This is a genomic window from Marinomonas vulgaris, assembly GCF_018145875.1.
Lineage (GTDB): Bacteria > Pseudomonadota > Gammaproteobacteria > Pseudomonadales > Marinomonadaceae > Marinomonas > Marinomonas vulgaris.
On the sequence record NZ_JAGSSV010000002.1, the window covers coordinates 249,878 to 272,922 of the forward strand.

General features: G+C 45.5%; 23 protein-coding genes and 1 riboswitch. Of the genes, 18 read left to right on the top strand and 5 right to left on the bottom strand.

Annotated elements, in window-relative coordinates; translation table 11 throughout:
• Positions 1–9: 9 nt before the first annotated feature.
• Genes murA through J9B83_RS03420 form a run of 5 tightly spaced genes read left to right on the top strand, consistent with a single transcriptional unit; the run spans position 10 to position 4,598 of the window.
• Positions 10–1,272, top strand: coding sequence for a UDP-N-acetylglucosamine 1-carboxyvinyltransferase (gene murA, locus J9B83_RS03400; RefSeq protein WP_211535323.1), 1,263 nt, complete (start codon positions 10–12; stop codon positions 1,270–1,272).
• A gap of 1 nt (position 1,273) precedes the next feature.
• Positions 1,274–1,918 (top strand): ATP phosphoribosyltransferase, encoded by a 645-nt coding sequence (hisG, locus tag J9B83_RS03405; protein ID WP_211535324.1) that lies wholly within the window; start codon positions 1,274–1,276, stop codon positions 1,916–1,918.
• A complete protein-coding gene (hisD, locus tag J9B83_RS03410; RefSeq protein WP_211535325.1) occupies positions 1,919–3,229 on the top strand; it encodes a histidinol dehydrogenase in 1,311 nt (436 codons plus the stop codon).
• A 2-nt stretch (positions 3,230–3,231) separates the two neighbouring features.
• Complete coding sequence (locus tag J9B83_RS03415; protein WP_211535326.1) at positions 3,232–3,780, top strand: SRPBCC family protein; 549 nt, start codon at positions 3,232–3,234, stop codon at positions 3,778–3,780.
• Between the two features lie 56 nt (positions 3,781–3,836).
• The gene (locus J9B83_RS03420; RefSeq protein WP_211535327.1) at positions 3,837–4,598 is read left to right on the top strand and encodes a Nif3-like dinuclear metal center hexameric protein; all 762 of its coding nucleotides are present in this window, start codon (positions 3,837–3,839) and stop codon (positions 4,596–4,598) included.
• An 89-nt stretch (positions 4,599–4,687) separates the two neighbouring features.
• Here the strand turns inward: J9B83_RS03420 and J9B83_RS03425 are convergent, their stop codons facing one another.
• Positions 4,688–5,137, bottom strand: coding sequence for a DUF1043 domain-containing protein (locus J9B83_RS03425; RefSeq protein WP_211535328.1), 450 nt, complete (start codon positions 5,135–5,137; stop codon positions 4,688–4,690).
• A 128-nt stretch (positions 5,138–5,265) separates the two neighbouring features.
• Between J9B83_RS03425 and zapE the strand changes: the two genes are divergently transcribed.
• The 5 genes from zapE (at position 5,266) to J9B83_RS03450 (ending at position 8,709) form a co-directional block, all read left to right on the top strand.
• Complete coding sequence (gene zapE / locus J9B83_RS03430) at positions 5,266–6,366, top strand: cell division protein ZapE (RefSeq protein ID WP_211535329.1); 1,101 nt, start codon at positions 5,266–5,268, stop codon at positions 6,364–6,366.
• Between the two features lie 151 nt (positions 6,367–6,517).
• A complete protein-coding gene (gene rplM / locus J9B83_RS03435) occupies positions 6,518–6,946 on the top strand; it encodes a 50S ribosomal protein L13 (RefSeq protein WP_072839865.1) in 429 nt (142 codons plus the stop codon).
• Between the two features lie 14 nt (positions 6,947–6,960).
• On the top strand, positions 6,961–7,353 hold the full coding sequence (rpsI, locus tag J9B83_RS03440) for a 30S ribosomal protein S9 (RefSeq protein WP_114412871.1): 393 nt from the start codon (positions 6,961–6,963) through the stop codon (positions 7,351–7,353).
• Positions 7,354–7,617: 264 nt separating this feature from the next.
• On the top strand, positions 7,618–8,250 hold the full coding sequence (locus J9B83_RS03445) for a glutathione S-transferase N-terminal domain-containing protein (protein ID WP_211535330.1): 633 nt from the start codon (positions 7,618–7,620) through the stop codon (positions 8,248–8,250).
• Between the two features lie 78 nt (positions 8,251–8,328).
• On the top strand, positions 8,329–8,709 hold the full coding sequence (locus tag J9B83_RS03450) for a ClpXP protease specificity-enhancing factor (RefSeq protein ID WP_211535331.1): 381 nt from the start codon (positions 8,329–8,331) through the stop codon (positions 8,707–8,709).
• A 72-nt stretch (positions 8,710–8,781) separates the two neighbouring features.
• Here J9B83_RS03450 and J9B83_RS03455 read toward each other — a convergent pair whose 3' ends face one another.
• The 3 genes from J9B83_RS03455 to J9B83_RS03465 are packed head-to-tail and all read right to left on the bottom strand — an operon-like array spanning position 8,782 to position 11,493.
• Positions 8,782–9,375, bottom strand: a complete 594-nt coding sequence (locus J9B83_RS03455) for an SIS domain-containing protein (RefSeq protein WP_211535332.1) — start codon at positions 9,373–9,375, stop codon at positions 8,782–8,784.
• Between the two features lie 5 nt (positions 9,376–9,380).
• Positions 9,381–9,764 carry a YraN family protein gene (locus J9B83_RS03460; protein ID WP_211535333.1) on the bottom strand — a complete coding sequence of 128 codons (384 nt, stop codon included), beginning with the start codon at positions 9,762–9,764 and terminating at the stop codon, positions 9,381–9,383.
• Positions 9,715–11,493, bottom strand: coding sequence for a penicillin-binding protein activator (locus J9B83_RS03465; protein ID WP_236037085.1), 1,779 nt, complete (start codon positions 11,491–11,493; stop codon positions 9,715–9,717). Before J9B83_RS03465 ends, J9B83_RS03460 begins: the two co-directional genes overlap by 50 nt.
• Before the next feature lie 113 nt (positions 11,494–11,606).
• On the opposite strand from J9B83_RS03465, the gene rsmI reads away from it, so the two are divergent.
• The 6 genes from rsmI to thiH all read left to right on the top strand — a co-directional run bounded on the left by rsmI (position 11,607) and on the right by thiH (position 18,525).
• A complete protein-coding gene (gene rsmI, locus J9B83_RS03470; RefSeq protein ID WP_236037086.1) occupies positions 11,607–12,467 on the top strand; it encodes a 16S rRNA (cytidine(1402)-2'-O)-methyltransferase in 861 nt (286 codons plus the stop codon).
• Positions 12,468–12,545: 78 nt separating this feature from the next.
• A riboswitch (TPP riboswitch) is annotated at positions 12,546–12,650 on the top strand.
• A gap of 197 nt (positions 12,651–12,847) precedes the next feature.
• Positions 12,848–14,857: a phosphomethylpyrimidine synthase ThiC gene (thiC, locus tag J9B83_RS03475; protein WP_236037087.1), complete on the top strand. Its 2,010-nt coding sequence runs from the start codon at positions 12,848–12,850 to the stop codon at positions 14,855–14,857.
• Positions 14,858–14,875: 18 nt separating this feature from the next.
• Complete coding sequence (gene thiE / locus J9B83_RS03480; RefSeq protein ID WP_211535336.1) at positions 14,876–16,399, top strand: thiamine phosphate synthase; 1,524 nt, start codon at positions 14,876–14,878, stop codon at positions 16,397–16,399.
• Entirely contained in the window at positions 16,396–16,593 is a 198-nt protein-coding gene (gene thiS / locus J9B83_RS03485) for a sulfur carrier protein ThiS (protein WP_211535337.1), read from the top strand. Before thiE ends, thiS begins: the two co-directional genes overlap by 4 nt.
• 1 nt (position 16,594) lies before the next feature.
• On the top strand, positions 16,595–17,371 hold the full coding sequence (locus tag J9B83_RS03490) for a thiazole synthase (RefSeq protein WP_211535338.1): 777 nt from the start codon (positions 16,595–16,597) through the stop codon (positions 17,369–17,371).
• On the top strand, positions 17,368–18,525 hold the full coding sequence (gene thiH / locus J9B83_RS03495; protein WP_211535339.1) for a 2-iminoacetate synthase ThiH: 1,158 nt from the start codon (positions 17,368–17,370) through the stop codon (positions 18,523–18,525). The genes J9B83_RS03490 and thiH overlap by 4 nt, the downstream gene beginning before the upstream one ends.
• A gap of 10 nt (positions 18,526–18,535) precedes the next feature.
• Here thiH and aroA read toward each other — a convergent pair whose 3' ends face one another.
• The gene (gene aroA / locus J9B83_RS03500; RefSeq protein WP_211535340.1) at positions 18,536–19,813 is read right to left on the bottom strand and encodes a 3-phosphoshikimate 1-carboxyvinyltransferase; all 1,278 of its coding nucleotides are present in this window, start codon (positions 19,811–19,813) and stop codon (positions 18,536–18,538) included.
• Positions 19,814–20,316: 503 nt separating this feature from the next.
• Between aroA and J9B83_RS03505 the strand changes: the two genes are divergently transcribed.
• Both J9B83_RS03505 and J9B83_RS03510 read left to right on the top strand, forming a co-directional pair.
• Positions 20,317–20,826 (top strand): molybdopterin-dependent oxidoreductase, encoded by a 510-nt coding sequence (locus tag J9B83_RS03505; RefSeq protein WP_211535341.1) that lies wholly within the window; start codon positions 20,317–20,319, stop codon positions 20,824–20,826.
• Between the two features lie 8 nt (positions 20,827–20,834).
• Entirely contained in the window at positions 20,835–23,045 is a 2,211-nt protein-coding gene (locus J9B83_RS03510; protein ID WP_211535342.1) for an ATP-binding protein, read from the top strand.

The following is a 23,045-nucleotide window of genomic DNA, read 5'->3' on the forward strand; positions in this document are numbered from 1 at the left end:
ATTTAAAATATGGATAAGCTTCTGATTACCGGTGGTACTCGGCTTAATGGCGTGGTTCGTGCTTCTGGCGCGAAAAATGCTGCCTTGCCAATTTTGGCAGCAACCTTGTTAACCAAAGAATTGATCACCATTCAAAACCTTCCCCATTTGCATGACATTACTACCATGCTAGAGCTATTAGGTTCTATGGGATGCGGTGTGGTTGTCGACGAAAAAATGAGCGTTCAACTGGATATTTCCACACTGAATAATTGTGAAGCGCCTTACGAATTGGTGAAAACCATGCGGGCGTCTATTTTGGTGTTAGGCCCATTAGTGAGCCATTTTGGTAAAGCGATTGTTTCCTTGCCTGGTGGCTGTGCGATTGGTAGTCGCCCAGTGGATTTGCATTTGCGTGGTTTAGAAGCCATGGGTGCGACCATTACAGTAGATGGCGGTGACATTGTCGCGACAGTCGATGGCCGCTTAAAAGGTGCGCGTATTTTCTTTGATAAGGTCACTGTGACTGGAACAGAGAACCTGTTAATGGCGGCCACTTTAGCAGACGGACAAACCATTTTAGAAAACGCTGCTCGCGAACCTGAAGTGGTGGACTTAGCAGAATGCTTAATCGCCATGGGTGCAAAAATCACCGGTCATGGTACGGATACTATTGTGATTGATGGCGTAGAGACATTGCACGGCACCAGTTACCCAGTGATGCCAGACCGCATTGAAACGGGTACTTTTTTGGTCGCCGCGGCGATTACTGGCGGTAAGGTGCGCGTGATTGATACGAACGTGAAATCCCTTGAGGCAGTCCTTGCTAAGCTAGAAGAATCCGGTGCCAAAGTCACTTGCGGTGACGACTGGATTGAAGTGGATATGGAAGGGCGTCGTCCTAAAGCGGTTAACATCAGCACCGCGCCTTATCCCGCTTTTCCTACTGACATGCAGGCGCAGTTTGTCGCGTTAAATTCAGTGGCGACCGGTGTTGGACGAGTAATTGAAAACATTTTTGAAAACCGTTTTATGCATGTTGACGAAATGTTGCGCATGGGTGCTGACATAGAGGTAAGTGGCAACACGGCAATCGTTCGTGGTTGTGATCGCTTAAAAGGTGCGCCTGTGATGGCGACAGATTTGCGCGCCTCTGCCAGTTTGGTGCTTTCTGCTCTGGTGGCAGAAGGCGACACAAAAATTGATCGCATCTACCACATTGATCGTGGTTATGAGTGTATCGAGGAAAAATTCGGTTCACTGGGTGCGAAAATTTCACGGGTTTTAAATTAATATGAATAAAACATTAACGATTGCGTTGTCGAAAGGGCGCATTCTTGGTGAAACTTTGCCGCTGTTAGAAAAGGCGAACATTGTTCCAGTTGAAGATATTAGTAAAAGTCGTAAGTTGATTTTTGATACCAACCACGAACACATCAAGTTGGTAATTTTACGAGCGACAGATGTGCCAACGTATGTTGATCATGGTGTGGCAGATTTTGGTGTGGCTGGTAAAGACGTGTTGATGGAAGCATCGACTAACAATCTTTACGAACTGCTTGATCTAAAAATTGCCAAGTGCCGTTTAATGACAGCAGGAGTGGTTGGGGAAGCCTTGCCTAACCGCCGTTTAAAAGTAGCGTCCAAATTCATTAAAACCGCCAAAGCGTATTTTGCCGAGCAAGGCGTGCAGGCTGATGTCGTCAAACTGTATGGCGCAATGGAGTTGGCTCCGATTATGGGTCTTGCTGACTTGATTGTCGACATCGTTGACACGGGCAACACCTTAAAAGCCAATGGTCTTGAGGCACGTGAATTGATTGCACCTATTAGTACACGCTTGGTGGTTAACAAAGCCGCTTATAAAACAAAATACGCGCAAATTGAACCGATTTTGGATATGTTGCGCGGTGCTGTAGAAGACAATGAGGGTAAGTAATTGAACCTGACTATTCGAGAATTTTCTTCTGACTCAGAGCGCTTTCGTGAAGAGTTAGATGCGTTACTGGCGTGGGATTCAGTATCTGACGCGGGCGTACAAAAAGCCGTTGCGGATATTGTTGACCAAGTTCGTTTAAAAGGTGACGACGCGGTTATCGAGTTTACAAACCGTTTTGACCGTCGCACGGTATCTTCAGCCACTGAATTGGAAATTTCCCGCGAAGAGCTTGCTCTAGCCAAAGATCGCGTCAGTGCTGAAGTAGTAGAAAGCTTAGAAGCGGCAGCGCAGCGTGTGCATCAATATCACGAGCGTCAAAAACAACCCTCTTGGCAATACCAGGAAGGCGATGGCACTGTGCTTGGTCAAAAAGTGACACCGCTAGATCGTGTCGGTGTGTATGTGCCAGGTGGTAAAGCGGCTTATCCTTCTTCTGTGCTGATGAACGTCATGCCCGCTAAGGTGGCTGGTGTTGCAGAAATTATCATGGTGGTGCCGACGCCAGATGGCTTCGTGAACGATATTGTGTTGGCCGCCGCTTATATTGCTGGAGTTGATCGTGTTTTCACCATCGGTGGCGCTCAAGCCGTGGCTGCGCTTGCTTATGGCACGGCAACGATTCCTAAAGTCGATAAGATAGTCGGGCCTGGTAATATCTATGTGGCAACCGCGAAGAAAATGGTCTTTGGTGTGGTTGGAATTGATATGATTGCTGGCCCATCAGAGATTTTGGTGGTGTGTGACGGCAAAACAGACCCTGATTGGATCGCGATGGATTTGTTTTCCCAAGCCGAGCACGATGAAGATGCTCAGTCTATCTTGATCTCTCCTGATTTGGCTTTTATCAAGCAAGTGAAAGCGTCTATGGAACGTTTGGTCGATACACAGTCACGTAAAGACATTATCAAGGCTTCGTTAGAGGGGCGTGGTGCCTTTATTCATGTGAAAGACATGGACGAAGCGATGGAAATCGCCAATGTTGTCGCGGCAGAGCACCTTGAATTATCTATCGATGAGCCTGAAAAGTGGGTGGAAAAAATTCGTCATGCGGGCGCTATTTTTATGGGTCGGCACACTCCAGAAGCCTTGGGTGACTATTGTGCTGGGCCTAACCATGTTCTGCCTACATCAGGCACAGCGCGTTTCTCGTCGCCCTTAGGTGTATACGATTTCCAGAAACGCAGCTCGTTGATATATTGTTCACCAGAAGGAGCCAGTGAGTTGGCCAAAATTGCTTCACCTTTGGCGAGAGGAGAATCACTAGAAGCCCACGCTATGTCGGCTGAATACCGTATTCTCAAGGACGCATAACCATGGCCAACACAAGCCATCCAGCAGCACTGTATCAGTTCAGAAAAGTAACCCGTATTACGGCACTTATTATTCTGCTGCTGGTTGGAGTTGGCTTTTTTATGCCAACGGATTATCGGGTTGAGCGCAGTGTGGTCATCGATGCGCCACGGGATCTGGTAGTGAGTCATGTGCTGAAAGGTGATCAACTGGCGTCATGGATGTATATTCAAAGTGGCCAAGTTGATGGGTTTGATGGTGTACTTGTCGAAGGTGATTCGGTCGACTTGTCCTATGCGGACAGTGAAGACAAGGGTGTTCTGACGGTGACGGATATTTCATCTTATCGGATTGGTTTTGATGTTCGCCCCAAACCGGCGGTGAATCAGGTCAGCAATAGTCTTGAATTCTTGCCAGATTCAAACGGCACGCTGGTTAAATGGACGATTGAAGGTCGTTTAAGTGCCGGTTTACTCAGTCCTTATTTGGCGATATTTGCTAATGACATTGCAGGGAATAACTTCGAAAAAAGCCTCGCCTCACTTAAAGAGCAAGTTGAACAGTTGCTTTAATATCAAGCTCACGGAGAAGTGAGTTTTTTTTGAACTTGGATTTAAAAGAGAGCCTTGTGTTAAATAATGAATTTGAATTACTTCTGAACAATACGTTGAGCTCAAATCGATTTAAAGATTATGCGCCTAACGGCTTGCAGGTAGAAGGCAAAAAAGACATTAAACGCGTGGTAACGGGCGTGACCGCCTGCCAAGCCCTAATTGATGAGGCGATCGCTTTTCAGGCTGATGCCATTGTTGTGCATCACGGCTATTTTTGGAAAAACGAAGACCCACGTGTGGTTGGTATGAAGTATCGTCGCTTATCCGCCCTGATAAAGCATGACATCAACCTATATGGCTATCATTTACCTTTAGATGCGCATCCTACCATGGGTAATAATGCCGGATTAGCCGACGCGATTGGTTTAACGCAACGAGAAGGTTTGCAGGCTGGCGTCGCTCTTGAAGATGCCATTGGTATTGTCGGTGTGTTAGACGCACCTATGACCCCCGAGGATTTCAAAATTCTGGTTGCTCAAGCCGTGGGGCGCGATGTTCTCTTTGAGCAGGTGGGAGATGACAAGGTTCAACGTATTGCTTTGTGTACTGGCGGTGCGCAGGGTTATATAGAGCAAGCTGTCGCTGCTGGCGCGGATGTGTTTATTACAGGTGAGGTGTCCGAACAGACTGTTCATATTGCGCGTGAAATGGGGATTCATTTCGTTGCGGCTGGGCATCATGCTACCGAGCGTTTTGGTGCTCAATCTATTGCTGAGTTTCTATCGGTAGAATGTGGTTTGGAAGCGGTATTCGCTGATATTGATAGTCCAGCGTAATTTTGTTTTATCTTTAAAGCGTTGAATTAGATGAATAAATAAAAAATGGGCTTTTTTAAAGCCCATTTTTTACGCCGTATGAAGGGGGGTTACATAGTACGTTTTGGTTCTACGTCGTCTTTTTCATCTTTTAGACCGAATTGATCACTCAACATACCGGGTTCTTGGGCGCTTTTAAGCGCGTAATCTCTTGGCGGTTCGTAATCAGTTGGTACGTCAGTGGGCTCAGGTTGGGTGGTTGTATTAATCGTGCTGTCGATTGTGATGTTGCTGAGTTGGCCAGCGTTGTCGGCAAGACATTTTCTGAAATCGGCTAGGCGCTTTTCGACTGAGGCAATGTGCTCTTGGCTGTCAGCGAAAAAATTATCAATAATGACTTGTTTGTTGTCTAGTTCCTGCTGCAGTGACTTCATCGTGATGATATTGGAGTTTGCCTGTTTGCTGTTTTTAGAGCCGAAGCTTTTAAAAGCAATGGTTGTCACACACCCAATAATGATGCCAGTAATAAAAATAATGATGTTGAATTCTTCTAAGTTCATGACTTGCTCCAAAAAACTGATGACTCATTATAACGAAACAGCCCCTACGATAACAGCTTGATAGGTGTTGTTTAAGTTGCATTTTGTTAGAATGCTTGCAATTAACCCAATAGAACGAAAGAGCGCCGATGACTCCCATTACACGTTATAAACAAGATTTAACACGAGCGGACTTTAACTACGACCCTGCTCAAGAAGAAGCTGTAGAAGCCCTGCAAGATTTGTTCGATCGTTTGGTGGCCAGCCAATCAGAAAAGCCTTCAACGGGTATTTTAGGGCGTTTTTTAAAGAAAAAAGCCCCTACTGTTGAGCAAGGTTTGTACTTTTGGGGTGGAGTAGGGCGCGGTAAAACGTATTTAATGGACACGTTTTTTGACTGTTTACCGACAGAACGAAAAATGCGTTTGCATTTTCATCGCTTCATGCAAATGGTTCATCAAGAAATGCGCAAGCTTGAGCATGTGAAGAACCCTCTTGAAGTAGTCGGTAAGCAAATTGCTGAAAAAGCACAGGTGCTGTGTTTTGATGAATTTTTTGTGACAGACATCACAGATGCGATGATTTTGGCGGGCTTGTTAGATGTGCTGTTTGAAAATGGCACCACATTGGTCGCTACCTCTAATATAGAGCCTGATGGTTTGTATAAAAACGGCTTGCAGCGAGCGCGCTTTTTGCCTGCTATTGAATTGGTGAAAAAGCATACCAAAGTGATGAACGTAGACGGTGGTGTAGATTATCGTCTGCGTACTTTAAAACAAGCGAAGCTTTATCATTTTCCGCTCAATGCTGAGGCTGATCAGGTGTTAGAAGAGCGCTTTAACAGTCTAATAACCGACGCTTCCCATGTTGTCGAAGGTGGTGTGGCTGAGATTGAAGGGCGTGGCATTCCGCTAATCCGCAGCTGCGAAGGCTTGGCTTGGTTTGATATCAAGGCGCTGTGTGATGGGCCAAGGAGTCAGGTGGATTATATTGAGTTGGCTCGACTGTACACCACGGTAATTATTTCGAATTTACCACAAATGGACGCATCAACTGATGATTTAGCAAGACGCTTTATCAACTTGGTGGATGAATTTTACGATCGTCACGTAAAGGTGATTTTCTCTGCAGAAGTGGCTATTCCAGAAATCTATAAAGGCACGAGATTGGCGTTTGAATATGATCGAACTGTGAGCCGTCTTTTAGAAATGCAATCAGAGGAATATTTATCTCTAGAGCATCGCCCATAAGCACTTTTACCTTCTCTCTTGTGTTTTGTTGGTGTATACTTCGCTCGCCTTTTTGAAGGTAAGTGCACGTTGCTTTGCATAAAGATGTCAAAGCAACCAATAATAATAGGTATAGCGTGTCATTGAACACGCGTATTGAAAGGGTTTTTTGATGAAAACTTTTACAGCTAAACCTGCTGAAGTTCGCCGCGACTGGTTCGTGGTTGATGCTGAAGGCAAAACTCTAGGCCGCTTGGCTACTGAAATTGCTCGCCGTCTACGTGGTAAGCATAAAGCGGAATACACTCCACACGTTGATACTGGCGATTACATCGTTGTTGTTAACGCTGAGAAAATTCACGTTACTGGTAACAAAGCCGCTGCGAAACAATACTACCGCCACACTGGTTACCCAGGTGGATTGCGTTCTATGAATTTCGAGAAGCTGATTGATCACGCTCCAGAGCGCGTTCTTGAAATCGCCGTTAAAGGTATGTTGCCAAAAGGTCCTCTGGGCCGTGCAATGCACAAGAAAATGAAAGTGTACGCTGGTACTGAGCATCCACATGCTGCTCAACAGCCTCAAGCCCTTAACATTTAATACGGAAGATCATTATGTCAGCTACTCAATACTACGGTACAGGTCGTCGTAAAACGTCTACCGCTCGTGTGTTCCTTAAAGCCGGTACTGGTAACCTAGTTATCAATAACCGTACCCTTTCTCAGTATTTCGGTCGTGAAACAGCGCAAATGGTTGTTCGTCAGCCTCTTGAACTTGTTGATGCTACTGAAAAATTTGACGTTTACATCACTGTTAAAGGTGGTGGTATCTCTGGTCAAGCTGGTGCGATCCGTCACGGTATCACGCGTGCATTGATGCAATATGACGAGACTCTACGTCGTACTCTTCGTTCTGCAGGCTTCGTTACACGAGATTCTCGTGAAGTTGAACGTAAGAAAGTGGGTCTACGCAAAGCACGTCGTCGTCCTCAGTTCTCTAAGCGTTAATATTCGCTTTGGAATGCTTAAAACGCTTGGTTATTTCACCAAGCGTTTTTTTTGCTTGTAAGAAAGGTGAACAAGTATTCTTTACAACAAAATGATCTATCTAAGAAAAAACACTCTAAAATAATGTTAGAATGTTCTCTTATTGAAAATTGTTAGAAATTTTCGTTGTTGTCACGGCTATGTCGTCCTTTTTGCTTCGTCGCCGTATTATAGTTCGTCTCCTCCTTTGAAGGGGACATTGATGTTTTAATATAGGGGTTAGACATGGGTGTTATTGCAAAGCGCTCCTCAATGACGTTCTTCTCAGATGGAGAAGATCATTATAGCCATCGAGTTCGTATTGTATTGGCTGAAAAAGCCGTCACAGTGGACATCATAGATGTAGACCCATTTAACAAGCCAGATGAGTTGGCTGATGTTAATCCATACAATGAACTGCCTGCTTTAGTCGATCGTGATTTAGTGCTTTACGAGCCAAATGTCATGATGGAATATTTAGATGAACGTTTTCCGCATCCGCCATTGCTGCCTGTTTACCCAGTAGCACGTGCCGAAAGCCGATTGTTTATGTATCGTATTCAGCGTGATTGGGCAAAATTGGTAGACCTTATTTTATCCAGTAAAGATAAAGAAGCTGTTGCGCAAGCGCAAAAAGAATTGCGTGAAGGTTTGCTAAACGTTGCTCCAATTTTTGAAGAAAAACCATACTTCATGAGTGATGAGTTCACCATCGTTGATTGCTGTTTGGCTCCTATCTTATGGCGTTTGCCAGCCTTAGGTGTTGATATTCCAAAAGAACAAGCTAAAGCTTTGTATAAATACATGGATCTTGTTTTTGCACGAGAGTCTTTCCAAGAAAGTCTTTCTGAAGCAGAGCAAGAGATGCGCTTGGACTAATCCTTTAATAGGTATAGCCAGAAAATAAAAAGGAGCCTAGGCTCCTTTTTTGCTTAATCGTTAGTGTGAGAGGACAGTATGTTACCAAAACGATCTTATTTACTGAACGCGGCCTATTCATGGGTCATTGATAACGATATGACTCCTCATCTATTGGTAGATGCCGAGCAGGAAAACGTTGTAGTACCAACTGAGTTTGTTAATGATGGCAAGATTGTGCTGAGCATCAGTATGACGGCTGTGCGTCATCTTATTATGGATAAGGAAGCGGTCTCATTTGAAGCGCGTTTCAGTGGCAAGCCTATGCAGGTTTATGTGCCGATGAGCGCGGCGCTTGCATTGTATGCCAAAGAAAATGGCGATGGTTTTGTGTTTCCTGAAGAAGACTTTGATGTGGAGCCCACACCCACACCACCTGAGCCACCGAAAAAAGGTTTTCAGTTAAAAGTGGTCAAATAGCAGCTAATACAAGACCCAACAATCGGTAATATAGTCTTGCTGATTGTTGGGCCTTGGGTTTTATTTTCGGCTCTAGTCTTCGTAGCCGAATAGCTGACGCTCCAGTAAGTCAATTAAGATATGAATGACGCTTAATTGGCATTCATGCACACGTGCTGTGCCAAGCAAATTGACCTTAATCTCTGTATCGTCTTGCGAAGTAAGAGAAGATACGTTTTTTGCCTCTGGGCTTGTGAGCGCTACTATGTTCATTTTTCGCTCATGGGCGGCCTGAATAGCTTGAATAATGGGGGAAGTGTTGCCCCTGTTGGCCACAACAAACAAGATGTCGCCTGGATTGCCAAGGGCAGTAATTTGTTTGGAAAACACATCGTGGTAACTGTCGTTATGGGTGATGGCAAGTAGCGCAGCCCCTTCTCCGCTGAGATTGATTGCTGGCAAGCCCGGGCGCTCCCGATCCATTCTATCTAGCATCAAGGTGCTAAAATATTGTGACAAATGGGAGCCAGTGCTGTTACCAATGCAAATGATCTTGCCTCCAGACGCGATACTAGAAAAGATTACTTTTGCCGCATGCTCAATATAGGGAGGCAAGCTTTCCAGCGCTTGTTGCTGTGCTTCAAAGCTTTGGGCGAATTGGGTGTAGATTGCTTCTTGAAAATCCATAGTGTTTAAAATACTGCTTTAAGCCAGGTTAAATGGTGGTTATCAATTTTTTCGTCGAATAATATCGCATCAAAGCGATAAGCACTGTGTTCTTTTTGATGCTTTTGTAGCCATAGTTGTGCGCTATTTCGAACTTTCCTTAATTTCGATGGGCTGAGACTTTCAGCGGCACTGCCGTGAATATTATTTGCTCTGTAGCGCACCTCAATAAACACTATGGTGTTTTTATCGGCAAAAATAAGGTCAATTTCACCCATACGACAGAAGTAATTTCGTTCAATAAAGTGCAAGTTTTGACTGAGTAAAAATGCCTCAGCAGTGTGCTCTGCTTTTTTGCCGTTATTGCTCGATGCCTTCCTTCTGTTCAAAAAATGTTTGATTGTGTGCATATACCAAATTTCCTTTTCGGTAAGTCATGATCTCGGGTCGCTTATGAAAAATACCTTTCTCATCCATGGTAATAATACCTGTGTTAGCGGCAATTTTGGTGCTCGGCAATAAAGTGAATAACTGGTATTTGTTGGCAAGTAAAAAAGCGTCTGCTCCCAGTGCTTGTAAGCGGCGTAAAATATTAGAGTTTTGGTTTTTTGATAAAGCACTTAGTGAGTCGTTAGCGGGCAAAAGAGCGGGCATTTCGGTAAATAAGATACGCTCAATATCTTCCGCTTTAGTGGATTTTTCTGGCGGGTTATCGTTCAAGGTGCTGCTGGCAAGCATAGGGATTTTGTTGGCAAAATAAAAATCCAATAAGGGCCTAATTTGTTTGGCATCATTAAGTTTGCCGACATAATACACATAGTCTAAGTCTTCTCGTGAACGACCTATGCTATCTACTTCTGTTCCTATCCAGCGTTCAATAGAGCGGCGTCTGGCATAACTTTCGTCAACTAGAAGTAGCTTTTGAATAGCCTCTTGTCGCCCTCTCGGTGTATTGGCATAGGCTTGATTGGATGTGACCGTGACGTTTTCTGTTGTCGCAGCCGACTGAAACTCATCGCTCTGTTTGAGTGCCCAAGTGTCTTGTGTGCTGAGTATGGCCGCTTTTGACGCGCCATTTTGTTTAGCGAAGGTAATTAGTTCATGGATGTCGTCTTCAGCCGTTAATGAAAAATGATAAAGGTTATTAGGGTGCTGATTCACGTCAAGCTGATTCAATGCAATCACAGGGTAAGGTAGTGGTAAACGACTGATTTGAGCCACATTGTTTTTTTGCAAAGGGCCAATGATGATATCTGGTTGCTTTTCATTCGCCGCGGTTAAGGCATTACGAATGTTGGAATAATCTTCCGTGTTAATAATATGAACTTGCGGTCTGGCTTCTTTTTGGAGATAAAAAGACGCAAAAAAACCTTCTACAATGGCTTGCGAAGCACGCTCAAGGGGACCGCTCATTGGTAGCATAAGAACAATGGTACTGGGCGCCATCTCTTCAACAGATGACATGATCTGAAAATCTTGAGGTGGTGATAAAGCTGCAGGGTGGGTTGGGTTGGCAATTTGCCATTGTTCGAACATCGCTAACTGCTGTTCAATAGATTGAGATTGGTCTCTCAAAATATTACTGATTGTAAGCCAGCCGCTCAATACAGGTGCTTGCTGATAGGTGAGTTCATCCATCTCGTTCTGAGTGAGGTTTTGAATGGCTAACCACAGCTTAGCCTGATTATCGCCTTCTTCGTTTAGAGGAAGCGAGTAAGTCATGTCCATGCGTAAATTGACGACGCCAATCCAATCGCCAACTTGTTCGAGTAGGCTAGCACGAGTTTCTTTGATAGCGTTTTGTTTATTTGGGTGACTTGCAGCAGGCAGTTGCTCAGCCTGTTTCAAGAAGGTTTGCGCTTGCAAGGGCATATTTAGTTTGGATGCCGCCAGTGCTGCCAGCAGTAAACCTTCTAATTTAACATTGGAATCAGTGTTAATGACGTTGTTGTTTAACGTGTCTAGCGCTTGTTGATATTCTGCTTGCTGATATAAGTTTTGGGCGTCTTGGTATGCTTTTGTCGCCGATTCAGATACCGCGGTTTTTGATAACGGGTGATAAATACTCGGCGGTGGTGTGCGCTCTTGTTGTGAGCTGCTAGTGATATCCGTTTGATTGCTACTTTGTGTCTTGTCCATGTTTAAATTTACGGAATTACACGCACTTAGCAGCAAAGCGCAAAGCGTTAATGATATGATGCGGGGATAAATGAGGCTCATAAGCTTATAAAATGACAAATAAAAGAGGCAACATGGTATCACATAGTTCTGATGATGTGAGAGGGGCGCTGTACATAGTTGCGACCCCAATTGGCAATCTTGATGATTTTAGTAAACGCGCTGAACAAACCCTCAGAGAGGTAGATTACATTGCGGCCGAAGATACCCGCCATACCCGACGTTTGTTGAATCATTTTGGTATTGAGGCCAAATTATTTTCTATCCATGATCATAATGAAAAAGACAAAGCCAACTACGTAGCAAGTTTGTTAGATGAAGGTATGAGCGTTGCCTTGGTGTCTGATGCAGGTACGCCCTTAATTTCAGACCCTGGTTATCATGTGGTGCATGCGTTGCGTTCTCAAGGCCACAAGGTAATGCCGATTCCAGGAGCCTGTGCGGTAATTTCGGCGCTCTGTGCATCGGGTTTGCCAACTGATCAATTCTTTTTTGCCGGATTTGTTCCGGCCAAATCCAAGGGACGATGCGATCTTTTTGAATCATGGAAAAAGCAAACGGGTACCGTGGTCTTTTACGAGTCTACCCATCGTATTTACGATTCTATAACGGACGTAAATAAAGTGTATGGTAACGATGCTCAACTGGTGTTGGCGCGTGAAGTAACAAAAACCTTTGAGACTTTTTTGTCTGGCACCGCCGAAGAGATTCTTCGTATGTTCGACGAAGATGCTAACCAAATGCGCGGTGAATTTGTTGTTATGTTGAGTTTTACCGAAGAAAGCGGCGATGAAGCAGACATTGAAGCTAAGCGTATTTTAAGTATTTTGTTAGAAGATTTGCCCGTCAAACAAGCCGCTGCCATGGCGGCAAAACTCACTGGCGAGAAGAAAAACTACCTCTACAAAATGGCCTTAGAGATGCAGGCCGACTAATTAATTTTTTTAGTATATTAATAGAAAACCCTCTGAATCAGAGGGTATTTACATTCCGGTAAGACTGAGTATACTCGCAATCACTTGTCGGAGTGCCATTTGGCTGAGATCGCATTATTTAATGCGGGATCCGCAGAACCTGATCGGGTTAATACCCGCGTAGGAAACAAGAAAGTCTAATATTTTCTTTTCTGCATCGAATGAACTCCTGTCTTTTAAAGATGAGCGATTCGATGTCAGCTTCAAGCTCAGCATCTTTCCTTATCGTTATTCGTCAGGAGTCATTGATTGCTTTTCATTGATGCCTTTGTGCATGAATGGAAAACAGCACCCCAGACAAGCAATTCTCCCACTTTTTACGACAAAAAAGAGAAATGCTCATGTCGACAACGAATACGAAAACTCAAAAAATCACCAAGCAAACTCGTGAAGAATCACGCCTCGCAGCGAAGTCTTTTATCGAATCGCTACAAGGGTCGCCTTTCCCCGCGTCTGAGCGTATTTATCTCACCGGCTCTGATGACTCCATTCGGGTGCCCATGCGCAAAATCAACCTTACTGATACGCCGATTGGCTCTGACCCTGATCAGCTTACTTTCGAACCTAACGAGGCGATTTACGTATACGACTGCTCCGGCCCGTACGCTGACCCTGAAGAAACCATCGATGTTTACAAGGGCTTATCGCCTATGCGTGCGCCTTGGATCGAAAAGCGGCAAGATACTGAACTACTTTCTAATGTGTCATCCAACTTTGCTCAAACAAGATTAGACGATGCGTCTTTAGATCACTTGCGTTTTCAGACGCTTCCTAAGGTTCGTAAGGCCCGGAAAGGCAAATGCGTCACGCAAATGCACTACGCAAGGCAAGGCATTATCACGCCAGAAATGGAGTACATCGCTCTGCGTGAAAACCAGAATATGGATGCGATCAATAGCGAGCTGCTGCTTAAACAACATCCTGGGCAAAGCTTTGGTGCCAATTTGCAAACCCGCATTACGCCAGAGTTTGTTCGTGACGAAGTGGCTCGTGGCCGCGCTATTATTCCTAATAATATTAACCACCCTGAATCTGAGCCAATGATCATAGGGCGAAACTTCTTGGTGAAGGTAAACGCCAACATAGGCAACTCAGCGGTGACCTCTTCCATTGAGGAAGAGGTAGAAAAATTGGTTTGGTCGACACGTTGGGGGGCTGACACTGTGATGGATTTGTCGACGGGCAAAAACATCCATGAAACCCGCGAGTGGATTTTGCGCAATTCCCCTGTACCGATTGGTACCGTACCGATTTATCAAGCGCTGGAAAAAGTGGATGGTGTGGCCGAAGACCTAAACTGGGAAGTATTTCGCGATACCTTGATCGAGCAAGCCGAGCAGGGCGTGGATTACTTCACCATTCATGCGGGAGTGTTATTGCGTTACGTGCCCATGACCGCAAAACGCCTGACCGGCATTGTGTCTCGTGGTGGTTCCATCATGGCGAAATGGTGTTTGGCTCATCACACAGAAAGCTTTTTGTACGAACGCTTTCGTGAGATCTGCGAGTTGTGTGCTGAGTACGATGTGGCCTTGTCTTTGGGGGACGGGTTGCGCCCTGGTTCTATTATGGACGCTAATGACGAAGCGCAAATGTCAGAACTTCGCACTTTAGGGGAGTTGACTCAAATTGCGTGGGAATACGATGTGCAGGTAATGATTGAAGGCCCAGGCCATGTGCCGATGCAGTTGATCAAAGAAAACATGACGGAGCAACTAAGCCTTTGTCATGAAGCGCCGTTTTATACGTTAGGGCCGTTAACTCAAGACATTGCCCCCGGTTACGATCACATTACCTCAGGCATTGGCGCGGCTCAAATTGGTTGGTATGGCTGTGCCATGTTGTGCTACGTGACGCCCAAGGAGCATTTGGGGTTGCCAAATAAAGACGATGTAAAAGAAGGCCTGATTACCTACAAAATTGCTGCCCATGCGGCGGATTTGGCCAAGGGGCATCCTGGTGCACAAATTCGTGACAACGCCTTGTCCAAAGCGCGCTTTGAATTTCGCTGGGAAGATCAATTCAACTTATCTCTCGACCCTCACACGGCTCGAGCTTATCACGATGAAACCTTGCCTCAGGCCTCTGGCAAGGTGGCGCATTTTTGCTCCATGTGTGGGCCAAAATTCTGTTCGATGAAAATCACCCAAGAAGTTCGCCAATATGCCAAGGGGTTAGAAGACGCCAAGGGATTAGAAAGCGCTGAAAAAATCAATATGAGCGCGGTGGAAGAAATGGACGCACAGAGCGGCATGGAAAAAATGTCGGCGCAGTTTCGCGAACTCGGCAGTGATGTGTATCTAACGACAGACAAGTTTACCTTGGCCGAGTCTACCGAGAAAACACAGTAGCTTAGAGGAGAAAAAAGGATGAAAAAACCTCCAATTGTTTGGTGTGTGGGCGGGTCGGATTCGTCCGCCCACGCGGGGCTGCAAGCAGATTTGCGTACTGGGCAAGATTTATCCTGCCATGTGCAAACCATAGTGACCTGCGTGACCGCGCAAAATTCCAAAGTGGTTCAATCGGTCGAAGCGGTGTCGGTGACCATGTTTGATGCTCAGTGGCAAACCCTGCTGGATGATGTGCCGCCGGATGCAATAAAAGTAAGCTTGCTGCCGTCGTTAGCGCTGGTGGAAGCCTGTTCTGTGTGGCTGCAGCGTATTCGTAAAAACCATCCTCGTGTTTCTATTGTATTTGATCCTGTGATGGCCGCCAGTAGCGAGTCGGGCAATCGTTTACAACAGAGTTCGGTTGGGGCGGCGTTGTTAGCTAATTTACTGCCGTGGGTAGATGTGATCACGCCCAATGCAATGGAATTTACTGCGCTGACGGGGTTGTCGCTAGACGATTCTTTAGGTCCACCACTAAAAGCCATTCAACAAACTTTGTTCGCCGAAGGCGTTTGCCCTCATGCGCTTTGGCTACTCAAAGGTGGCCATGATGATTCTGAGCAAGCAACCGACTGGCTACTAGGGCGGACGTCCATAACAGGCTTTCGTACTCAACGTTTGACGGTTCATAACACCCGTGGCACAGGTTGTACCTTGTCGACCGCGTTGGCGAGTTTTATGGCGCACGGCTACGAGCTGTTAGACGCTCTAACCATGGCGAAAGCTTACATCACAGGGGCGTTGAAAACAGGCGTGAAAATTGGCGAAGGAGCAGGGCCGCTTGGTCGTCCCGGTTGGCCATTACAGATAGAAAACTTGCCAGAGATTGTGTCGTCAGACGGCGACAGTTTGGGAACGGGCGTTGCCTTTGAGCAGGTAGACGAACAGAAGCTGGGCTTGTATCCCGTCGTCGATTCGGTTGAATGGCTGGCTTTGGTTCTAGAACAAGGGGTTCAGATCGCACAATTGCGTATTAAAGACCCTGATGATCCTGAACTGGAGGACAAAATTACGCAAGCGATCTGCTTAGGTGAACAGTTTGATGCGCAAGTGTTCATTAATGACCATTGGCCGCAGGCCGTTGCTCTTGGGGCGTATGGGGTGCATCTGGGTCAGGAAGACTTGGAAGAAGCAGATTTGGCGCTCATCCAAAAGGCGGGCTTACTCCTGGGTATCAGCACTCATGGTTATTATGAAATAGCGCGAGGTCAGTCTATTTGCCCAAGTTACATCGCGCTGGGTCATATTTTCCCCACGCAGACTAAACAAATGCCCTCGCAACCCCAAGGGCTTAAGCGACTTGAGCATTATGCGACCTTGCTTCATGAGCATTTTCCTACAGTAGCCATCGGCGGCATTAACGCAGAGCGCTTCCCTTTGGTGGCACAAACAGGCGTAAACAGTGTGGCGGTGGTAACGGCGATTACTCAATCGGCAGAACCTGAAGCCGCCATAAGGGAGCTCATGGCGGCATTTGATCGAGCAAAGGGAGTGGAGCGATGAATATTTTGCTTAATGACAGTGTTTATGAATTTAACGGCAACAATTTGCATGATCTGTTGAAGCAGTTAAAAAAAGACACAACAGGGATTGCAATTGCGCTCGATCAGCAGGTGGTGCCAAAAAGTTTGTGGCGTACTACTGAGCTGAATGAGCAAAGCCAAGTGTGTATTTTTGAATCCATTGCAGGGGGCTAAAATGAGCGCGTTAATCATTGCAGGGCACGAATTTCAATCACGATTGTTTACCGGAACAGGCAAATACGCCAGCGCCGAAGCCATGGTGTCTTCGCTGGTGGCCAGTCAAAGCGAACTGGTGACCTTATCGTTGCGTCGTATGGATTTGAAACATCAGACGGATAATATTCTCAAACCGTTACAGCAGCAGGGAATCAAGCTGTTACCGAACACTTCAGGGGCGCGAACGGCGAAAGAGGCGGTGTTTGCCGCTGAACTTGCCAGGGAAGCCTTAGAAACCGATTGGGTAAAGCTAGAAATTCACCCCGATCCGCGCTATTTAATGCCCGATGGTGCGGAAACCCTATTTGCCGCCGAGGCATTGGTAAAAAAAGGCTTCGTGGTGATGCCGTATGTGCACGCCGATCCAGTGTTGTGCAAGCGACTCGAAGAGGTGGGTTGTCCGTGTGTGATGCCATTAGGTTCGCCCATTGGTTCTAATATGGGGTTGGCAAGCCGTCCGTTTTTAGAAATGATCATCGAACAAAGTCGCGTGCCCGTGATAATAGACGCTGGTATTGGTGCGCCTTCGGATGCCGCTTTGGCGATGGAAATTGGTGCTGATGCGGTGCTGGTAAACACAGCGCTTGCGGTAGCGAAAAATCCAGCGCAAATGGGCGAAGCGTTCCGCTGGGCGGTGCAAGCTGGGCGCTTGGCGTTTGAATCTGGCTTAGGGGAAAAGCGTATACAGGCTAAGGCGACCAGCCCATTGACCGAATTTCTGGGGGGCTTGGCATGACAGTGCAAAAGGTGCGGCTGTTAGAGCAAAGTCCTGCCGTGGCGGGTCAGTTCAGTGAGTTTTTAGAGACCTGCGATTGGTCGGCGATGACCGAGATTCACCGCAATAAGCAAGAAGCCGATGTGTTGCAGGCGCTGGCTAAAGATAGTTTAAACGAAGAGGATTTTGCCGCTTTAATTTCCCCTGCCGCCGAGCCCTACTTGCTGGACATGGTGGCGAAAAGTGAACGACTGACTCAGCAGCGGTTTGGTAACACCATGAGTTTGTTTGCGCCCTTGTATTTGTCCAACACCTGCGCCAATGAATGCACCTACTGTGGTTTTTCCATGAGCAATGCCATCAAGCGTTTGACCCTGAATGAACAGCAAGTTGAGCGTGAAGTGGCGGCCATTAAAGGCAAAGGCTTTGATCATATTTTGCTGGTGACGGGGGAAACCAACAAAGTTGCCATGGCGTATTTTGAGCGCATGTTGCCCTTGATTAAACCGGCTTTTAGTCAGTTATCGATGGAGGTACAGCCGCTGGAGTCGTCGGAATATAAGCGCCTACAGGAAATAGGGTTAGACGCAGTGCTTGTGTACCAAGAAACCTATCGACGTAAAACCTATCTTGAACATCATTTACGGGGCAATAAATCCAATTTTAATTTTCGACTCGACGCGCCTGATCGTTTAGGTCAGGCGGGCATTCATAAAATTGGCTTAGGAGTCTTGCTGGGGCTCGACGATTGGCGCACGGATTCCTTACTAATGGCGTTTCATTTACGACATCTACAAAAGCGCTATTGGCGCAGCCGCTTTAGTGTGGCGTTTCCTCGGATTCGTCCTTGTGAAGGTGGAATTGTGCCCAAGTCGGTGATTTCAGATCGGCAGCTGGTGCAGCTTATTGCTGCGTGGCGCCTGTTCGATAGGGATGTAGAAATGAGTTTGTCGACCCGGGAGTCAGCAGAGTTTCGTGACCATGCGGTGAGGATGGGCTTTACGACCATGAGTGCGGAGTCTAAAACGCAGCCGGGGGGGTATGCCGATGATGCTGAAACCGCGTTGGAGCAATTTGAAATCAGTGACGAGCGATCAGTGGATCTGGTAGCGCAAATGATTCGCTCACAAGGGCGCGAGGTGGTCTGGAAAGACTGGGACCCCGCGCTGTCTTAAAAGCGTCTAGTTAGCTGGCGACGGTGTTGAACAATTCAAAATACGTTGGGAAGGTTTTGGAGGTACAACCTGGATCGTTAATAGTCACCGGCGTGTCTGAAAAAGCCACCAAAGAAAAGCACATGGCAATACGGTGATCATTGTAAGTGTCGATTGCGGCATGCTGTAACTTGGCCACTGGGGTGACCTTGATGAAATCCTCACCTTCGACGACATCGGCACCGAGCTTTTTCAGTTCGGTTGCCATAGCGTACAAGCGATCGGTTTCTTTGACGCGCCAATTGTAAATGTTGCGAATGGTGGTTGGGCCTTTGGCAAACAATGCCGTCGTTGCTATGGTCATGGCCGCATCTGGGATGTGGTTCATGTCCAAATCGACGCCGTTTAGCTGATTGCGCTCCGCTTCAATCCAAGTCGCCCCGTAGGTAATCTTGGCTCCCATTTGCGCCAACACATCGGCGAACTTTACATCGCCTTGTACGCTGTCGCTGCCAACACCATGAACTTTAACTTTGCCTCCGGCAATGGCCGCAGCGGCTAAAAAGTAGGATGCGGATGAGGCGTCGCCTTCTACCATGATTTCGCCAGGGCTTTGGTAAGTTTGCTGACCTTTTACCACAAAGGCTTGGTAGTCTTGGTTTTCGACTTCTACACCAAATTGCTTCATAATGTGCAGGGTTATGTCGATGTAGGGTTTGGACACCAATTCGCCGTCCACTTTAATCGTGAGATCGCTTTGCGCCATGGGGGCGCTCATCAAAATCGCCGTTAAGAACTGACTGGAAATATTGCCTTTGATAGACACTTCCCCGCCGGATAGGCCGTTTGCCTTGATGCGCAAAGGTGGGTAGTTTGTTTCGCCTTCATAATGAATATCTACACCCAAAGCAGTCAGTGCGTCAACGAGATCGCCAATGGGGCGCTCGTGCATACGCGGCTCGCCGTGTAAGTGAAATTCGCCTTTGCCCAAACACAGAGCCGCTGTTAAAGGACGCATGGCCGTACCGGCGTTACCGAGAAATAAGTCACCTTGGTTGGCTTGAATAGGACCACCGAGGCCTTCGAGAATGCAGGTTGTACTGTTGTCTTCTAATGTGTAGTTCACACCAAGCTTAGTCAGGCTTTCAAGCATACGGCGAATGTCATCACTGTCTAATAAGTTGGTGATTCGAGTGGTACCTTTGGCTAGGGTAGCTAGAAGCAGAATACGGTTTGAGAGGCTTTTTGAGCCAGGGATTTGGATTTCACCATTAGCGCTTGAAAGCGGGCCGAGTGTTATTGAATTCATCTTTAATTCCATCACAGTGTGTTGTGTTTATTCTTTAATAGCGTAGCGCTGCGAGTGTCTGGGTTCGGAGTTGCCCAAAAATATCCGAAAAGTGTGGTCGCGTCACCCTGTATGGAAGGGGTCTGTCTTGAATGAGAAAGAGTATACCTTTGATGATGCTTGATGTCAGCGCGTGAAAAGGTACCGCAGAGGTATTTTATAGCAATTCATTGGCTGGTGCTGGTGTCGTCTTCAAAGTAGGAGGTAAGTTATCTTTATTGTTCTCGTGTGTTTAAGGGAGGCTTCTCTACCTTATTTGTTCGTAAACCAAAAGAGTGTTTGCTTCGCAGACCATTCTTGAGCGTGATGATTTGTATCTGATATTTTTGCTTTGTTGTGGTTAGTAAAGTGTATGTGACATTTCGTAATAGATGTTTTGATTCGTAATAGAACGACGGAAATCGCCTTGCCATTGTCTATAATCGGCAGAACATTTATTAACATAGTAGTTAGAGAGGTAATACATGACGCGATCACAGGTCTTAGGGCTTATTGTTTCAGGGATGTTAGCAATAACAAGTGTACAGGCGAAAGATTTGCCAAAACCTGAAGGAAGAGTCATTTTAACGGTGTCGGGTAACATTGAACACACCAATACTAAGGCGAAAACCGCGGAGTTTGACCGCGCCATGTTAATGAATCTTGAGGTGATTGAATTAGAAACAAAAACACCTTGGAGCGAAGGAGTAGATGTATACCGTGGTCCATTGTTGCGTTCTGTGTTGGCTGCCGTTGGAAGTACTTCTGACAGTTTGTCGGTGACGGCTTTAAATGATTACAGTGCAGTTGTGCCGGTTCAAGACAGTAAAGATTACAATCTCATGCTTGCTATGGACATCAATGGCAAGCCGATGACTATTCGTAAGAAAGGGCCGCTTTTTCTTCTTTACCCTTTCAACGAAGACCCAAGCTTAAACAACGAAGTGATTCATAATCGCTCTGTTTGGCAAATAAAAGCTATACGTGTTGAGTAATAGGTAAAATGACGCAATTGTTTTCTTTTTCGATCGACCGCTCTAAACAAAGAAAAACCTCACCGTTTTTTGCTCTAGTGGCGGCCGCCTGTATTTTCATGGGTGCGTCTACCTTAATATTTTTTGAGTTAATTGAACGTCAAAAAGCTATTATGTCAGCGGCGGAAGAAGACGCCTTATGGGCGTCTTACCAGCTTGACCGTGAAGCCTTAAAGCTTCGTAACGCGTTACAGCTTCTAAGCGATGTATATACAGATTCAAGGCTGGAAGAAGCCATGATTCGATTTGATATTTTGTATAGCCGTATTCATATCATTGAAGGAGGTCAATTAAGAGATATTTACAGCAAGATGCCCGAGTTTGACGGCATCTTGCTGACCATGCAAACGAAGATGGAACACATTGATTCAATTTTGTTTGCTGATGTGACGCGATCTGACATACCTCCGATTTTGGAGGACAGTGGAGAAATTCAGCAGCAAACGGAACTTTTGGTGCTCAACAGTTTGGCGTCGCGTTCAAAGGGCAAAGTTGAAGCAAGAGAAGATTCTTTAGGATTGTTTTTGTATTTGGGTACCTTAATTGCACTTTTGACGATTACAGTCGCATTTATTATTGGCATGTTGTTTCGTCAGTTAAAAATTACAAAGAAGTCCTATTTAAAATCCAAACAATTAACGAAAGATTTAGAAGTCGCAGTTCAATCAGCTGAACAGGCATTGCAAGTAAAGTCTGAATTTATGGCGACTATGAGTCATGAAATTCGTACCCCAATGAATGCTATTATTGGATTTAGTTATTTATTGCTTGATAGTGATTTGAACGATAAAGTCCGAGAGAGGGTGCTAAGAATCCAACGGTCTGCTGATAGTTTGTTATTGATAATTAATAGTATTTTAGATTTTACTAAAATTGAATCTGGTAAAGTTGAGTTAGATGTACAAACTTTCAATTTGGATGATGTGCTGCAATATATTTACCATAGCAATGAAATGGAAGCGGATCGAAAAGGCTTGGAGCTATTGGTTCATCGTGACGCGATGGTTTCGGCTGTTTTAAAAAGTGATGAGCAAAAAATTCAGCAAATATTGATCAACTTGGTGGGTAACGCTATTAAATTCACCCACACAGGTTCTGTGCAGGTTCATGCTTATTTATCTAACGAAACGACTTTAGTTATAGAAGTCAAAGACAGTGGTATCGGTATTGCTGATGGTGTGAATGTGTTTGAGGTGTTTAAACAAGCTGACAGTAGCACTACGCGACTTTATGGCGGTACAGGACTGGGTCTTAGTATTACTCAAAAGCTGGTTGAGTTATTAGATGGAGACATTTCTTTCACCAGTGAATTTGGTAAGGGAACGGTATTTAAAGTGTGTTTACCTTATGTTTTAGATACTGATAACCGCAAAGATGTTGTTGATTATGGTGCTACTGATAGCAGCTTACGCCTGGTTACCTCGGAGAAAATTCAGCACCCTGTCGCTTTGCAACTTCCTAAAGAAAGTGCTGATGAGAAAAAAACTCTCCCCTTAGATATTGCAGGATGCTTTAAGGATAAGAAAATTTTGTTGGCAGAAGATAACCCAGTTAATGCAAGCATTGCTAAAGCTATTATTGAGAAAACAGGCGCGCAAGTTGTTTGGGTTGAAAATGGTGAAATAGCATACCAAGAGGCCCAAGATAATAATTATGACCTTATACTTATGGATATAAGGATGCCCATTATGGATGGCTATCAGGCAAGCAAAGAAATCCAATTAACTTTAGGGAGTAACAAACCGCCAATTATTATTTTAACAGCGGATGTTTTTAATATTAAGGAAGAAGAATTTAGTTCTTTTGGGATAGAGGACTTTCTATTAAAGCCGTTGGATCCTGCAGTGCTATTAGAAAAAATCAGGATCTTGTTAACAAAAACATCTGTTCATAATGGTGCGAGTCATCCAGATAAAAACAGTGATTGCTTTGAACTGGAAGCCAGCGAAGCAGAGGCGTTGCTCGTTAAATTAGAAGTCCTTGAAAGTGCATTGTTAGAAGGAGGACTTGAGTCGGAAGACTTAATAAAAGATCTTATTAGTCAAAATGTTTCAAGCCATGGTCTTGATTATTTAAAGTCTGCTGTCGAAGACATTGCTTCGTATGACTATCAGGACGCCCTAGTAAAAGTGGAATCTTTTAAGCGATCTTTGTGTCGTGATAGTGTCGAGGTGAATTAA